This is a genomic window from Kocuria tytonicola (assembly GCF_003687455.1).
Classification (GTDB): Bacteria; Actinomycetota; Actinomycetes; order Actinomycetales; family Micrococcaceae; genus Kocuria; species Kocuria tytonicola.
On the sequence record NZ_PHOA01000057.1, the window covers coordinates 1 to 15,347 of the forward strand.

At 71.8% G+C, this 15,347-nt stretch carries 11 protein-coding genes; 5 read left to right on the plus strand and 6 right to left on the minus strand.

Annotation, left to right across the window (positions count from 1 at the left end):
• Positions 1 to 1,042, plus strand: a 1,042-nt coding sequence (locus CWC38_RS07475; protein ID WP_133306237.1) for a thiamine pyrophosphate-binding protein, incomplete at its 5' end; no start/stop codon positions are given.
• Positions 1,043 to 1,131: 89 nt separating this feature from the next.
• On the opposite strand, the gene CWC38_RS07480 is transcribed toward CWC38_RS07475, so the two are convergent.
• Positions 1,132 to 1,719, minus strand: a complete 588-nt coding sequence (locus CWC38_RS07480; protein WP_121846169.1) for a P-loop NTPase family protein — start codon at positions 1,717 to 1,719, stop codon at positions 1,132 to 1,134.
• 234 nt (positions 1,720 to 1,953) lie between these two features.
• Between CWC38_RS07480 and CWC38_RS07485 the strand changes: the two genes are divergently transcribed.
• The gene (locus CWC38_RS07485) at positions 1,954 to 2,448 is read left to right on the plus strand and encodes a nucleoside deaminase (protein WP_121846170.1); all 495 of its coding nucleotides are present in this window, start codon (positions 1,954 to 1,956) and stop codon (positions 2,446 to 2,448) included.
• Positions 2,449 to 2,494: 46 nt separating this feature from the next.
• Here CWC38_RS07485 and xdhC read toward each other — a convergent pair whose 3' ends face one another.
• From xdhC to CWC38_RS07500, 3 genes are read right to left on the minus strand one after another with little or no spacing between them, the layout of a single operon-like run.
• Positions 2,495 to 3,352 carry a xanthine dehydrogenase accessory protein XdhC gene (gene xdhC / locus CWC38_RS07490; RefSeq protein ID WP_240625144.1) on the minus strand — a complete coding sequence of 286 codons (858 nt, stop codon included), beginning with the start codon at positions 3,350 to 3,352 and terminating at the stop codon, positions 2,495 to 2,497.
• Complete coding sequence (xdhB, locus tag CWC38_RS07495; RefSeq protein WP_121846172.1) at positions 3,324 to 5,693, minus strand: xanthine dehydrogenase molybdopterin binding subunit; 2,370 nt, start codon at positions 5,691 to 5,693, stop codon at positions 3,324 to 3,326. Before xdhB ends, xdhC begins: the two co-directional genes overlap by 29 nt.
• A complete protein-coding gene (locus tag CWC38_RS07500) occupies positions 5,690 to 7,222 on the minus strand; it encodes a xanthine dehydrogenase small subunit (protein WP_121846173.1) in 1,533 nt (510 codons plus the stop codon). Before CWC38_RS07500 ends, xdhB begins: the two co-directional genes overlap by 4 nt.
• A 295-nt stretch (positions 7,223 to 7,517) precedes the next feature.
• Between CWC38_RS07500 and CWC38_RS07505 the strand changes: the two genes are divergently transcribed.
• The 3 genes from CWC38_RS07505 (at position 7,518) to CWC38_RS07515 (ending at position 12,664) form a co-directional block, all read left to right on the plus strand.
• Complete coding sequence (locus tag CWC38_RS07505; RefSeq protein ID WP_121846174.1) at positions 7,518 to 8,522, plus strand: alpha/beta fold hydrolase; 1,005 nt, start codon at positions 7,518 to 7,520, stop codon at positions 8,520 to 8,522.
• 127 nt (positions 8,523 to 8,649) lie between these two features.
• Complete coding sequence (gene lysX, locus CWC38_RS07510) at positions 8,650 to 11,949, plus strand: bifunctional lysylphosphatidylglycerol synthetase/lysine--tRNA ligase LysX (RefSeq protein WP_121846175.1); 3,300 nt, start codon at positions 8,650 to 8,652, stop codon at positions 11,947 to 11,949.
• 37 nt (positions 11,950 to 11,986) lie between these two features.
• The gene (locus CWC38_RS07515) at positions 11,987 to 12,664 is read left to right on the plus strand and encodes a DUF3800 domain-containing protein (RefSeq protein WP_121846176.1); all 678 of its coding nucleotides are present in this window, start codon (positions 11,987 to 11,989) and stop codon (positions 12,662 to 12,664) included.
• Positions 12,665 to 12,966: 302 nt separating this feature from the next.
• Here CWC38_RS07515 and hchA read toward each other — a convergent pair whose 3' ends face one another.
• Both hchA and CWC38_RS07525 read right to left on the minus strand, forming a co-directional pair.
• A complete protein-coding gene (hchA, locus tag CWC38_RS07520; protein WP_121846177.1) occupies positions 12,967 to 13,827 on the minus strand; it encodes a glyoxalase III HchA in 861 nt (286 codons plus the stop codon).
• Positions 13,828 to 13,870: 43 nt separating this feature from the next.
• Complete coding sequence (locus CWC38_RS07525; RefSeq protein WP_121846178.1) at positions 13,871 to 15,289, minus strand: acyltransferase family protein; 1,419 nt, start codon at positions 15,287 to 15,289, stop codon at positions 13,871 to 13,873.
• Between the last annotated feature and the right edge of the window lie 58 nt (positions 15,290 to 15,347).

The window sequence follows — 15,347 nt, forward strand, 5'->3', positions numbered from 1 at the left end:
GCCCACGCCCGCCCCGGAGCACGACGTCGCCGCGGCCGTCTCCGCGCTCGCGGCCAGTGAGCGCCCGGTCATCCTGGCGGGCGGCGGCTCCCTGGCGGCAGGGCCGCGTCTGCTCGAGCTCGCGGAGCTGCTCGAGGCCCCCGTGATCACCACGACCAACGGCAAGGGCGCGATCCCCGAGAAGCACCGGCTCTCCCTGGGTGCGGACCTGCGGCTCAGCACCGCCCACGAGTTCATGCGCTCCGCGGACGCGCTGCTGGTGATCGGCTCCAAGGTGGGCGAGGCAGAGCTGTGGGGCGGTGACATCACCCCGCAGGGCCCGATCGTGCGCGTGGACATCATGCGCGACCAGATGCTGTGCAACCTGGCGCCTGACGTGGAGGTCCCCGGCAACTCCGCCGCCGTGGTCCGGCAGCTGCTGGACGGCTTGCGGGCCACGTTCGAGGCAACCGGAGCGCGGCCGCGCCCCGAGCGGGACCTGCGCGAGGTCTTCGACGCCATGGACGAGGAGGGTCGCCAGTGGGCTCCGGACCTCGCGGCGCTGAACGAGACCATCATGGAGGTGGTCCCGGACGACACCATCCTGGCCGGGGACTCCTCCCAGGTGACCTACATGGGCTCCACCACGTTCTTCCGCGCACCCCAGCCGCACTCGCTGCTCTACATGGGCACGTACGCGACCCTCGGCTACGGGCTGCCCGCCGCGGTGGGGGCCAAGCTGGCCGCCCCCGAGCGTCCGGTGGTGTGCCTGGTGGGTGACGGCGCCCTGATGTTCTCCATCCAGGAGCTCATGACCGCCGTGGAGCTGGAGCTGGACCTGCCGATCATCTGCGTGGACAACGGCGGCTACGGCGAGATCCGCCAGAACATGGTGGACCGGGACATCGACCCGCTGGCCGTGGACCTCGTGCAGCCGGACTGGGTGAAGCTCGCGGAGGGTTTCGGCGCCACCGGGTTCCCCGCCACGATGGACACCCTCGCGGAGACCGTGCGGCAGGCCCTCGCCACCAAGGGCCCGAGCCTGGTGCACCTGAAGATCTGAGACGACGCCGCAGCGTCGTCGGGGGCGTTGCAACGGCTGAGGAGAAGAAATACCCGCTGGACATGGCGATCCGCTGGTATTTCCTCTCCTCAGACGCCATGGATGACGGAATGTGCCCCGCCCGTTTCCTGGTGTCCCGGCCAGGTTGCCGCAACCCACCAGCTCGCCTCACGACGACGGCGCAGCCGCACCACCCGCACGTGCGGGGCCGTCGCGGCGAGGGCCGCAATCCGTTCCCGGTAGCCGTTCCGGGTGGTCACCGCCCAGCGGATGATGTGCTCGGGGTCCGTGAGGATGCTCCGCAGCGGCGCTTCACGGTTGCCGTTCCACAGCTCCTCCCGTCTCAGACGGCGTTGCACGGTCCGGCGCACCACGCGGGGAAACGTCACGGTCCAGAAGGGGAGGTCGAGCCATACCAGGATGTCGGCGCGGTCGGCGAGGAGGGGGCGGGCGGCGTCGTACTGCCACTCCGTGACCCACGTGTCCAGGGCGGCCAGACGCTCGACGTCCGCCATGAACTCGGGGCGCGGGGTCCAGCCCGGACCGTGGAACAGCGCGTCGATCTCCGTGTGGGGGATGCCGGAGCGCTGGGCGATCTCCCGGCACAGGGTGGTCTTGCCGACGCCGCTGACCCCGGCCACCAGGATCCGGCGGGGTGCGGGCGGTGCGGTGTCCATGGGGCGAGCCTATTCCGGGCGAGGCGGGGCCGGGCCCCGGCCCCGCGGCACGTTGCGCGCGGCCCGGCTGGAACGGGCGGCGAGTGAAGGCATTGCGCGTCACTTCCACGGGCACATACGCTCTACCCCACGAGCGCCGGCGCTCGGCCGGCTCCATGGGACGGGGAGGACGGCGGGAACGCCCCCCCGAGATCCCGTCCCCGCGCGGACCACGACTTGGCAGGAGACCGCCCCGTGACACACCCACCCGCTCCGGACGCGGTCCGCCGCCACCTCCGCACCGCTGTTCAAGCGGCCTCGCGCAACGCCTCACGGGACGGCGGGCCTTTCGGGGCGGTGCTCGTGACCGCGGACGGCCGGGAGTTCACTGCCGTCAACCGCGTCACGGCGGACCACGACCCCACGGCCCACGCCGAGGTCTCCGCCATCCGCTCAGCGTGCGCGGCTCTCGGAACCTTCGACCTCTCAGGCGCAGTGCTGTACTCCAGCTGCGAGCCGTGCCCCATGTGCCTCTCCGCGTCCCTGTGGGCGCGGCTGGATGCGGTGCACTTCGCGGCGGACCGGCACGACGCCGCCGACGGCGGTTTCGACGACGCCGCGTTCTACGACTTCTTCACCGCCACCCCCGCCCAGCGGGACGAGTTGCTGCCCGTGCGGCACGTGGCGCTGGCCGAGCGGAACGAGCCCTTCGAGGCGTGGGCCGAGAACGGGCAGCGCACGCAGTACTGACCCGGGCGAACCCAGAGCCCGTGGGCGGGCAACGCCGGTCCCCGTCTCAGCCGTCAGATGCGCCTGCGCCGCCCGGCGCGGGGAGTTCGAGGTCCCCCAGCAGTTCGGCCACCGCGCTCACGGCGATCGCGGCTGGCGTCTTGCCCGGGATCCCCGGCACTCCCACGGGGCACCGGATCGCGCTGACCGCGGCCTCGCTGTGGCCCTCGGCGAGCAGCCTCGCCCGGAACCGCGTCCACTTGGCTGCGGAGCCGATGAGTCCCACGTTCGCGAGGTCCCCACGCCGTAGCGCGGCGTCGCACAGGATGAAGTCCTCCGCGTGGTCGTGACTCATGACGAGGACGTGAGAACCGGCGGGCAGCTCGCCGAGCACGGTCTCCGGCGCCGGTGCGTGCCGCAGACAGACGTGGGCGGGCCCGTCGAGGGCGACGAGCACCGGTGATCCTGTGACCTGTCCCTCGCGGCTGTCCACCAGGTGCAGCCGGAGTGGGAACCGGGAGAGTATCCGGGCCAGCTCGTGCCCCACGTGGCCCATGCCGAACACCGCGACCACAGGCCGCACGGGCAGAGGGTCGAGCAGCACCTGGACCACCCCGCCGCAGCACTGACGGCCGTGGGTCACGGTGGCGCGCTCGTTGAGCGAGAAGTTCAGGATCTCGGGAACCTGCACACCATTGGCCAGCATGGCCCTGGCCCGCTCGACCACCGTGGCTTCCAGGTTTCCGCCGCCCAGGGTGTCCCACGTGCGCTTCTCCGCCACCACCATCTTGGCCCCGGCCGCCCGCGGCGCGTGACCGCGCACGTCGCTCACCGTGGCGAGCACGCCCCCGCGGTTCTCGCCGCGCAGCAGCTGCAGTGCGTCCAGCCAGTCCACGTCAGACGGACGCCGGTTCGGTGGTGTCACGCCCGGAGGACAACGACGCCCGGGCCTCCTGCACCGCCCAGAACACCGCCTCGGGCGTCGCTGGGCTCGCGAGCTCCACGCTGTGCCCCTGGGGGCCGAACGACGCCGCCGCTTCGCGCAGGGCCTCGCGCACGCTGAAGGCGAGCATGAGAGGCGGTTCCCCCACGGCTTTGGACCCGTAGACCACCCCGCTCTCGGTGGCCCTCTCGAAGAGGTGGACGTTGAACTGTTCGGGCATCTCCGAGAAGCTGGGCAGCTTGTACGTGCTCGCGGCCTGGGTGCTCAGCCGCCCCCGGTTGGGGCCGTCGGACTCGTCCCAGCGCAGGTCCTCCAGGGTGAGCCAGCCCGTGCCCTGAACGAATCCCCCCTCGATCTGACCCACGTCGATCAGCGGGGAGAGGCTGTCACCCACGTCGTGCACGATGTCCGTTCGTAGCAGTCGGTACGCACCCGTGAAGGCATCCACCTCGACCTCGGACACGGAGGCGCCGTACGAGAAGTACTTGAACGGCTCCCCCTGCATCCGCTGGGCGTCCCAGTGCAGGCCGTCGGTGCGGTAGTAGCCCGCGGCCCACAGGGAGACCCGCTGGAAGTACGCGGTGTGCGCGAGTTCCGCAAAGGTCATCGCCCGGTCGTGGAACCCGATCCCCGTGACCTTGCCCGCCACGAAGCGGACGTCGTCCGGGTGGATGCCGAATTCCCGGGCGGCGACTTCCGCGAGGCGCTCCCGGATCTGGTCGCACGCGTTCTTGACCGCACCGCCATTGAGGTCGGAGCCCGAGCTCGCGGCGGTGGCCGAGGTGTTGGGGACCTTGTCGGTGCGGGTGGGTGCGAGCCGCACCGCGCCGAGCGGCACCCCCAGGGCTGTGGCGGCCACCTGGCGCATCTTGGTGTGCAGCCCCTGGCCCATCTCGGTGCCGCCGTGGTTGATGAGCACGGAACCGTCCCGGTACACGTGCACCAGCGCCCCGGCCTGGTTGAACGCCGTGAGGTTGAAGGAGATCCCGAACTTCACGGGCGTCACCGCGAGCGCGCGGTGGGTGTCCGGGTGAGCGGCGTTGAACTCCGCGATCCGACGACGCCGCCGGGTGACGTCCGCGCGGTGGTGCAGCTCGTTCCAGATGGCGCTCAGCCGCTCTGCGTGCCGCACCGGCTGCCCGTAGGGCGTGAGCTGGCCGGGTGTGTAGAGGTTCCGGCCGCGCAGCTCGGTGGGGTCCAGCCCCAGCAGGGGTGCGCACCGCCCCAGGACGTCCTCGATCACGAGCATTCCCTGCGGTCCGCCGAAGCCCCGGAACGCGGTCTGGGAGGTCTTGTGCGTGCGTGCCACCCGGCCGTGCACCTCCACGTCCGGGATCCAGTAGGCGTTCTCGATGTGGCACAGCGTGCGCTGCAGGACCGGCTCGGAGAGGTCCAGGCTCCAGCCACCGTCGCTCGTGACCGTTGCGCGCAGGGCCAGCAGACGCCCGTCGTCGTCGAACCCCACCTCCCACTGCGCGTGGTAGGGGTGGCGTTTGCCGGACAGGGTGATGTCCTGGTTCCGGTTCAGCCGGACGCGCACGGGGCGCCCCGTGAGGGTCGCACCCAGGGCGGCAACTGCCGCGAACCCGTGGGGCTGCATCTCCTTGCCGCCGAAGCCGCCGCCCATGCGGAGGCACTGGACGGTGACGTCGTGGTCGTCCAGCCCCAGCACGTGGGCCACGACCTCCTGGGTCTCCGTGGGGTGCTGGGTGCTGCTCTGCACGAAAACCTGCCCGCCCTCGTCCACGTACGCGAAGGACGCGTGGGTCTCCAGGTAGAAATGCTCCTGCCCGCCGAACTCGAGCTCCCCGCTGAAACGGTGGGGCGCGGCGGCCAGACCGGCACCCACGTCCCCGCGGCTGATCGTGGGCTGCCCACCCTGGAAGCTCCCGGCGGCGATGGCGTCGCGAAGGGAGATCAGGGACGGGAGGGGATCGTACTCCACCGCCACGGCCTCGGCACCGAGCCGGGCGGCTTCGAGGCTCTCGGCGAGCACCCAGCACACGGCGTGGCCGTGGAACATGACCTCGCTGGGGAACAGGGGCTCGTCCTCCTTGCTGCCGGAGTCGTTCACCCCGGGCACGTCCTGCGCGGTGAGCACCCGGGCCACCCCAGGGACCTCCAGTGCGGGCGCGGTGTCCAGGGAGGTGATCCGCGCATGGGCGTGCGGGGCCTGCACGGGCCAGGCGTGGAGCACGTTCTGGGCGCGGTGGATGAGGTCGTCCGTGTACAGCGCCGTGCCCGTGGCGTGCTCCGCCGCGTGGTCGTGGGCCACTGCACGGCCCACCACGGGGTTCTCGGGACGCTCCGCGAGTGACGTCATGACTGCACCTCCTGGATCCCGGTGGGCTGCGACTGCGCCCAGAACTTGAGCATCACCTGTTCGAGCATGGCCGAGCGGTAGCGGGAGCTCGCCCGCATGTCGTCGATCGGGGTCCCCTGCCGAGCCATCAGAAGCGCCGCGGCCCGGGCTGCGTCATGGGTCCACGGCTGACCGACGAGGACGTCCTCCACCTCCCGGGCGCGCAGCGGAGTGGCGGCGACGCCGCCCAGGCCGATCCGCGCTCCGGTCACGGTGGCGTCGTCGACCTGCAGGGCGATGGCCACCGAGACGCTGGAGATGTCGTCGAAACGGCGCTTGGCGATCTTGTGGAAGGCCGCCGTGTTCGCCACGGGCAGGGGGATGCGCACGGCGCGGATGATCTCCTCCGGGCGGCGCACGCTCTCGCGGTACCCGGTGTAGTACTCGTCCAGCGACACCTCGCGCTCACCAGCTGCGGACGCCAGCACCAGGGATGCGCCCAGGGCGAGCAGCACCGGCGCGGAGTCCCCAATGGGAGATCCCGTGCCCAGGTTGCCCCCGAACGTGGCGGCGTTGCGGATCAGCCGCGAGGCGAACTGTGGGAACAGCTGGTCCAGCAGCGGCACCCGGTGCCCCAGCGCCCGCTCCACCTCGGACAGGCTCAGCCCCGCGCCGATCTCCACGCTGTCCCGGGAGACCATGAGGCCCCGCAGCTCGGCGAGCCGGTCCACGGCGAGCACCGTGCCCGGGCGGACGTGACGGATGTTGACCTCCACACCGACGTCCGTGGCTCCCGCCACGATCCGCGCCCCGGGGTGGCGCGCCATGTGCTCGAACAGCTCGGTCAGGGATTCCGGGCGGATGAAGTGCGCCCCGTCCGAGCTCAGCCGGGTGGAACGCGGGGCGGGCGCCGGCTGCTCTTGACGACGCCGCAGCAGATCGGTCTCCTCGGGGGTTCCCAGTGCGTAGGCGGCGTCGCGAATGGGCCGGTAGCCGGTGCAACGGCACAGGTTGCCGCTCAGGGCGTGGAGGTCGAAGCCGTTGGGCCCGCACTCGTGGTCCGGGGCGTGCTCCTCGCCGACGGCGCCCGTACCGGTCTGCTCCGCCCGCTGTGCGCTCGGGGTGTCCGAATCCTCCTGCGCGCCCGCACGGTCCGGGCGGTAGTACTCCGCGGCCATCGCGCACACGAATCCGGGGGTGCAGTAGCCGCACTGCGAACCGCCGCGGGTGGCCATCTCCTGCTGCACCGGGTGCAGCTGCCCCGGACCCCGCGGGCCGGGCGCAGTGCCCAGCCCCTCGGCGGTGACGATCTCCTGGCCCTCGAAGGCGGCAGCCGCGGGCAGGCAGGCGTTCACGGCTGTCCACCGGGTCCGCTCCGCTCCGTCGGGGCGTGCCACCAGCACGGCGCACGCCCCGCACTCGCCCTCGGCGCAGCCCTCCTTGGCGCCGGTCAGACCGGCGTCCCGCAGGGCGTCGAGCAGGCGGGTGTGCGGGGCGACCCCCGCCAGGGAACGGTCCTGCCCGTTGATCGTCAACCGCATGTCGTTCATGGCCCTGGCTCCTCGTGACAAGCCACTGGCGGGGACGCGGAGCGGGTGGATCCTCAGCCGTACCGGGAGCTCGTTGGCGCCGAACCAGTGCATTTCTGATTGCTCGCCCGGTAGACAGTCCGCTGCGGACCCGCCGTAGGCTGGTGGCCAACGTTAGCCACGTCACACCGCGCACGGCAACACCGGGACTGCGGAAGGTCGCCGTTCGCTCCGGTGGCGTGCGGTCGCCGGCGCCCCGGGGCGCGGGAGCCCGAGGCCCGGAGGCCCGCAGGGGCGCGGACCTAGAATGGGGTGCATGACCACCCCAGGGGACCGTGCGCCGTCGGGCCGGGACGCGGCGGCCCCCGGGGCGGACGGGGCACGGGACGAGACCCCGGCCGCGAGCCGTCCCCGGACGGGCGGCGAGCGCATCGTCCACCTGGACCGCGAACGGTTCCTCTGCGTGCGCCAGGACGGTCCGGAGGACGGGCCGCCGTTCGTGCTGCTCACCGGGCTCGGGTTCGACCTCACCACGTGGCCGGAGACCTTCGTGCAGGCGCTGACCGGGAGCGGGCACCGGGTGCTCCGCCTGGACAACCGGGACGTGGGGCGTTCGTTCCGCGCGTCCTCCCCGCCCCCGACCGCACGACAGCTGCTGCGCGGGGCTCTGCCCGCCGGGCAGTACACGGTGGAGGACATGGCCCAGGACGTCGCGGACACCCTGCAGGTGCTCGGCGTGGAGCGTGCGGATGTCCTGGGGTTCTCCCTGGGCGGGATGATCGCGCAGGCGCTCGCGGCGCACCACCCGCGGCGGGTGCGGCGGCTGGTCTCCCTGTGCTCCACCACGGGCGCACCCTCGGCGGGAACGGTGGCGGCATCCACGGCGGCGATGCTCGCCCTGCCCGGCGCACGCCCCCGGCGCCTGTACGTGCGCTCCCGGCTGGTGATGGCGCGCCACCTGGCCGGCACGGGCTTCCCCGTGGACCGGGCGCACGAGCGCCGGCTCGCGGAGGAGCACTGGCGCCGCAGCCTGGACCCGGCGAACGAGGCCGCGGCGATGCGCCGTCAGATCGGCGCCATCCGGGCCTCCGGGGACCGCACGGCCACGCTGCGGGAGATCACAGCCCCCACGCTCGTGCTCCACGGGGACCGGGACAGGATCGTGCGCCCGGACGGCGGGCCCGCCACCGCGGCGGCGATCCCCGGGGCCCGGTTCGTGGCCCTGCCCGGGATGGGCCACCAGGTGCCTCCGCGGGTGGCCCCCCGGCTGAGCGATCTGGTCCTCGAGCACGTGCGGCCTCGCGAGGCACCGGACGGGTGAATCGTGATGGTGGCGTGAGCGCCACGACACCGCCATCCCCGCACACCCGTGATACCAAAGACACCATGAACGCATCCGAGCACACCCGGTGCCGGGACCTGACCCCGGGGGCCAGAAAGTGACGCACGTGAAGACATCCCACGACCGACTGCCGCGGCTTGCCAGCACCCTCGTGTTCCTGGCGGCCCTGTGGTCCTTCATCTCCATCCCGTTCGCCCAGAAGGAGTCCCTCTACTGGGTGGACGAGGTGTTCACCACCCTGGGCGTGCCCTCGGGGCCGAACCTGTTCCTGGCGCTGAGCCTGCTCATCGTGGGGGCGTCCCTGCGCCGCAGGCTGCGCGTCGCGTGGGTGGTCTCCCTGGGCGTGCTGTTCCTGGAGCTGCTGGTGTTCGTGCTGCTGGGCGTCGCCCTGCTCACGGACTCGGTGGAGGGGGAGCTGGAGCCCCTGGAGAGCATCCTGCTGGTCGTGGGCGCGGTGGTCACCACCGCGTGGACGGTGGCGTTCATCGTGCGCCGCAAGGACTTCCCCGCGCGCATGCGCTCCGGCGCGCTGCGCAACGCCCTGCTCACCCTGCTCGGTGGCCTGCTGCTGGTCATGGCGCTCGTCTTCGCGGTCTCGTGGTTCGTCCCGGGCCACCTGCACGGCGTGGAGCACCTGTGGTTCTCGGTGCGCAGCGTCACCGGCCTCTCCCTGCCCCGCAGCATCTCCGACGGCTCCGCGGGGCCGCACTGGCTGGCCGTCCTGGCCGGGGTGCTGGGGGCCGCGGTGCTGTTCTACGCGGTGTGGCAGTTCACCCAGTCCGCGCAGCGCTCGGAGGTCATCGACCCCCGCCAGGAGCTGCACATCCGCAGGCTCCTGGCGCAGTACGGCGCCCAGGACTCCCTGGGCTACTTCGCCACCCGCCGGGACAAGTCCGTGATCTTCTCCCCGGACGGGCGCGCAGCGGTCTCCTACCGCGTCATCGGCTCCGTGTGCCTCGCCTCCGGGGATCCCCTGGGCCCCCACGACGCCTGGCAGGACGCCATTGCCGCCTGGAAGCAGGAGGGCCGCGAGCACGCGTGGCGCCTGGCCGTGCTCTCCGCGTCCGAGACCGGCGCGCAGGCCTACGTGGATGCCGGGCTGCGGGCCCGCCCGCTCGGTGACGAGGCCGTGCTGGAGACCGACTCCTTCTCCCTCGAGGGCCGCACCATGCGCCCGGTCAAGCGCGCCGTGGCCCGCGTGCGGGACGCCGGGTGCACCGTGACCCTGGAGCGCCACAGCCAGCTGGACGCCGCCACCCTGCAGCAGATCATCGAGCTGTCCGAGAAGTGGCGCGGGGACGAGGCGGACCGCGGATTCTCCATGGCCCTGAACCGGCTCGCGGACCGCACGGACGGCCGCTGCGTGGCGGTGCTCGTGCGCAACGCGCAGGGGGAGATCGTGGCCCTGCAGTCCTACGTGCCGTGGGGCACGCGCGGCATCTCCCTGGATCTCATGCGCCGCTCCCCGGACGCCCCCAACGGCGTCAACGAGGCCATGGTGGCCGCCCTCGCGGAGGACGGCGGAGAGCTGGGCATCCGTGAGGTCTCCCTGAACTTCGCCATGTTCCGTTCCGTGTTCACGGGCGCGGACAAGGTGGGTGCCGGGCTGGGCGTGCGGATCGCGGACCGGGTGCTCTCCTGGGGCAACCGGTTCTGGCAGCTCGAGTCCCTCTACGAGGCCAACGCCAAGTACCTGCCCCGCTGGGACAGCCGGTTCCTGTGCTACGACTCCACCGCGGACCTCCCCCTCGTGGGCATTGCCGCGGGCCGCGCGGAGGGCTTCCTCCCGGGCCGCTCACCCCGTCCCGGTCACGACGGCGAGACGCTCGTCACCGCCCCGGACGGCACCACGACGCCGCTCGCGGACCTCGTCATCGCCCAGGACCGGGAGCTGCTCACCCCGCCGCGCCCGGTGCGCCAGCTCAGCGAGCAGCAGCGGGTGCGCCACGCCAAGCTGGACGTCCTGCGCGAAGCCGGCATGGAGCCCTACCCGGTGGACGTGCCCCACACCACCACTGTGGAGCAGGCCCTGGAGCTGATCGCGGACGGCACCGCGGAGACCACCGGGGAGGTCGTCTCGATCGGCGGTCGCGTGCGCGCGCTGCGCGACTTCGGCGGCGTCGCCTTCGCCGTCATCGAGGAGCGGGACGTGCGGCTGCAGGTGATCCTGGAGGCGGACACGGTGGACCCGCAGCTGCTCGCGTTGTGGCGGCGAACGGTGGACGTGGGGGACCAGGTCTCCGTGACCGGCACGCTGGGACGCAGCCGCCGTGGCGAGCCGTCCGTGATCGCGACGTCCTGGGCCATGGCCTCGAAGTCCCTGCGCCCGGTGCCGAACGACCACACGGGGTTCACCAACCCGGAGGCGCGGGTGCGCCAGCGCTACCTGGACCTGATCGTGAACAAGGAGTCCTCGCAGCTGCTGCGGGCCCGTTCCCGCGGGATCGCGGCCATGCGGCAGTCCTTCATGGAGCGCGGCTACATGGAGGTGGAGACGCCCATGCTGCAGGCGGTGCACGGCGGCGCGAGCGCCCGGCCGTTCCGCACGCACATCAACGCGTACAACGCGGACCTGTACCTGCGCATCGCCCCGGAGCTGTACCTCAAGCACCTCTGCGTGGGCGGCATGGACCGGATCTTCGAGCTCAACCGCAACTTCCGCAACGAGGGCGCGGACGCCACCCACAACCCGGAGTTCACGTCCGTGGAGGCGTACGCGGCGCACGGTGACTACAACACCATGCGGGTGCTCACGCGCGAGCTGATCCTGGAGGTCGCCACCGCGATCCACGGCGAGCCCGTGGCCGTGCGCCCGGACGGCGAAGGCGGGGAGACCCGCATCCGCCTGGACCACGAGTGGCCCGTCATTCCCGTGCACCAGGCGGTCTCGGAGGCCACGGGCACGCTGCTGACCTCGACGACGCCGCTCGAGGAGGTCCGCGCCGTCGCCGACGCCCACAACGTGCACTGGCACGAGACGATGACCGCCGGCGAGGTCGTCCTGGAGCTCTACGACGAGCTCGTGGAGGGTCAGACCACCCTGCCGGTGTTCTACACGGACTTCCCGCTGGAGACCTCACCCCTGACCCGCACCCACCGCACGGACCCGCGGCTCTCGGAGCGCTGGGACCTCGTGGCGTTCGGCGCGGAGATCGGCACCGCGTACAGCGAGCTCGTGGACCCCGTGGACCAGCGCAACCGCCTGACCGAGCAGTCCTTCAAGGCCGCCGCGGGTGACCCGGAGGCCATGGAGGTGGACGAGAACTTCCTCACCGCCCTCGAGTACGCCATGCCGCCCACGGGTGGTCTGGGCATCGGCGTGGACCGGCTCATCATGATGCTCACCGGCACGAACATCCGCGCCACCCTGGCGTTCCCGTTCACCCGCCCGAACGAGCAGGGCTGAGCGTGGCGGACGAGGGGGTCCGGTGACAATTTCCCGCATGCTCTACATCGACGATTCCGGGTCGGTGGAGAGCGGTCTGGTTGTCTACGGCTGGGTGGAATGCCGCCCTGAGCGGTGGCGTCATGCTCTGCGCACCATTCTGGAACTTCGCAAATTCCTGTACCGGGAATATCTGGTGCCCCCTTCTCAAGAGCTGCATGCCACCAAATTCGTCAACGGTCGGTCCCGGATCTCCACCCGCGATGACCAGCACGGCAGGACGGAGTGGAAGACGCTGGGCCGACAAGTCGCCGTCGACTGCCTCGAGACCTTGGCCCGGTGCGAGGACCTGCGCATCGGGGCCGTCTACCGCCAGACTGCCGCCATCGGAAGCGGCTACAGAGAGCAACGGGCTGAGGTCTACCGAGAACTCCTGGAGTCGGTCAACGAGCAGCACCGCGCGGAGGACAGTTACGTGCTCATCGGCATGGACGGCAACGGCTCGGACAGGGCCTACTTCAACGCCCACCGAGCCCTGCCCCTGGCCACCCGGCACGTCATCGAGGACCCCATGTTCCACGATTCCAAGCAGTCCCAGCTCATGCAGATGGCTGACCTTGTGGCCTACTCGGCGTTCTGCCACCTCAATCGTCACCAGGGCAATGAATTCGCGTGGGAATGGTACGAGCAGTACCTCACCCCGCGCGGCCCTTTCGACGGCCCACAGGGGATCTGAGCCGGAAACAGCTAGACCCGCCAATCCACGAGTGTGGGGCGGGTCCGCAAGAGCCATCTTATCTCTCACCATCCGATCCGTCGAGTGGTCAGAGGGTTCGTAGCCGACCGCGCGACGATGAATTTGGCACGGGGGACGCTCGTACGGGCCTCGGGGCCAGCCAGCGGTTCCAGCCCGAGACTGAGCGGTCCCCTGGCCGTGCGCACCTCTCACGGTGTGCACGGCGGGTAGCCACAGACCCGACGCCGCCCGGCACCCCTAAGAGGGAGCCGGGCGGCGTCGTTGTCGGAGAGCGCCGGAGCTCAGTCCGCGGCGTACGCCTGGCCCGTGAGAGTCTCCACGGCCAGGCGGCCCAGCGCGTTGGAGGCGAGCGGGCTGTCGCCGGTGAGCAGGCCGCGGTCGCGGTGGACCTGCCCGGTCATGTCGTCGTTGACCACGGTGAGCCCGGCACGGGTGAGACCGTCCGCCACCAGCCACGTCATGCGTCCGGGGAGGTAGCCGATCTCGATGTTCGGCCCGGAGTCCAGCGCGTCCGGGAAGACGGTCACGGAGTAGCCCTCGAAGAGGTTCTTGCCGTCATCGCCCACGGCCGAGAGCAGCGCGGCGGGGCCGTGGCACAGGGTGATCACGGGACGGTCGTTCTCCAGCGCCCAGGCGAGCACACGGCCCACCTCGGGGCTGTCCGCCAGGTTGATCGTGGCACCGTGGCCGCCGGGGATGAACACGGCGGCGTAGTCGCTGTCCCCGTCCAGCCCGTCGGCGATCTCCGGCAGGGGCCGGGGGCGCTCGAACTGCGGCCGCAGCTCCTCCCACGCCTGCTGCACGGCGTCGTCCTTCTCGGGCATGGCCCACAGCTCGAACTTGGCGAGGTTGCCGGAGAGGGTCGCGACGTCCACGTCGTACCCCGCGGCCTTCAGATGCATGAGCGGCAGGAGCGTCTCCACCGGGTGGTTGCCGGTGGAGAAGTAGACGTCGTCCTCCAGCGGCAGGTAGCGCTCGTCCGTGAGGACGGTCAGGATCTTGCGCGGTCCGGACGAGACGGAGGGGACGCCGTGGGCGCCGTCGAAGTCCGTGGTGGGTGCCACGTACTGGCCCAGCGAGTACTCGGACGGGAAGTAGGCGTTGTGCTCGGCGCTGTCGCGCACCGGTTTCTTGGAAGCCATGCGATCACCTCTCGGTCGCGGGGGCCCAGCCCCGGCAACGGCGTCACTGCCAGCGCGTCCGCGAGGGGTCGCGGGGCACCGTGTGACGAGGACGGCACCGAGCATACGCCGGAACCCCGCGGCCCCCGGTAACCCTGTCACCGCCCACGGCCCCGTCCGTGGGGCCCGGTCCCTGCCGCACCCGCCCGCTGCGCAGCACGACGACGGCGAGCACCGAGCCTGCCGCGCCCATGACCACCAGCGGAACGGTGAGCAGGGTGATGATCTCGATCAGCGGCGGGACCGCCGCGCAGACCAGCGCCGCGAACACCAGCGCGCCCGGCAGGCTGCGCTCCCGCCTGCCCCACGGCTCCACCGACGCCGTCTCCGCGCGCCGCAGCACCGCCGCGGCAAGCAGCACGGCCGTCCAGCACACCGCGGCCAGCGGGAGGCGCAGCAGCCACCACCCGGCGGAACCGGGGACGGGGTCCCAGCCTCCGGCGAAGAACCACACGGCCATGACGGCCACGACCACCGGGAGGTGCCACAGGTAGACGGTCATGGCGCGCGTGCCGATCACGTACGCGACCGCCCGCGCCGGGCGCGTGGTCATCAGCCGCCGCAGCACCGGGGAGAACACCTCCAGCAGGCACGCCTGCGCGAAGCCGAGCAGCACCATGCACACGGTGGGCGGGTTGAGGTCCGTGAGCATGTCCGGGGCGTAGGGGCCCACCGCCACGCACACACCGAGCAGCGCGTACGACGCCGCCGCGAGCGCCACCAGCAGCGTCCGGGAACGGGCGGCGAACCAGCCGTCCGCGCGGAAGAAGCCGAACTGCTGCACGAGCGGCCACACGAACACCATGTTCAGCAGCCCCCACCACTGCTCCCCGCTGGCAGCGCTGAGCAGGTCCACGAGCACGGTGCAGCACAGCAGGAACCAGCACCACACCCACCCCATGCGCTCGTGCAGGCCGAGGAACGCGGGGGTGAGCGCCTGGCAGATCAGGTACGCGGCGAGGAACCACAGCGCCATGCCCACCCCGGACAGCGCGAAGGTCACCAGCTCGTACGGCGCTCCCGCCGCGAGCGCCGCCCCGGCCACCAGGGCCAGGGCACACCACAGCACGGCGGCCGGCTGCACGAGCCGCAGGGCGCGCTCGCGCACGTACTCCGCGGGGTCCATGCCCTGGGCCCGACGACGCCGCCACGCGCCTGCCGCCGCCGTTCCGCCCACCACGAAGAACAGGGGCATGATCTGGAAGATCCAGGTGGCCCACCAGTACCAGGGCTGCTTCGTGGGCACGAGAACGGAGGTGATCTGCCCGGTGGCGGGGTCTGCGGTGAGGGTGACCATGAGGATGTGGATGCACACCACGGCGATCACGCAGCCCACGCGGGCGGCGTCCACGGCGGGGTCGCGCTCGACGGCGAGCGCTCCCGGCTGCCGGGGAGTCCCGGCAACGATGAGATCGTGCTGCATGAGGCCCACTCTAGGGCGGGAACGCGCGGGCGCCGGGGCGGCACGCGCGGCTCTGGAG

Bases quoted from the DNA above. Each gene is read 5' to 3' on its own strand.
- CWC38_RS07480 (WP_121846169.1), bottom strand. From the start codon at position 1,719: ATGGACACCGCACCGCCCGCACCCCGCCGGATCCTGGTGGCCGGGGTC.
- xdhB (WP_121846172.1), bottom strand. From the start codon at position 5,693: ATGACGTCACTCGCGGAGCGTCCCGAGAACCCCGTGGTGGGCCGTGCA.
- CWC38_RS07500 (WP_121846173.1), bottom strand. From the start codon at position 7,222: ATGAACGACATGCGGTTGACGATCAACGGGCAGGACCGTTCCCTGGCG.
- CWC38_RS07505 (WP_121846174.1), top strand. From the start codon at position 7,518: ATGACCACCCCAGGGGACCGTGCGCCGTCGGGCCGGGACGCGGCGGCC.
- CWC38_RS07515 (WP_121846176.1), top strand. From the start codon at position 11,987: ATGCTCTACATCGACGATTCCGGGTCGGTGGAGAGCGGTCTGGTTGTC.
- hchA (WP_121846177.1), bottom strand. From the start codon at position 13,827: ATGGCTTCCAAGAAACCGGTGCGCGACAGCGCCGAGCACAACGCCTAC.
- CWC38_RS07525 (WP_121846178.1), bottom strand. From the start codon at position 15,289: ATGCAGCACGATCTCATCGTTGCCGGGACTCCCCGGCAGCCGGGAGCG.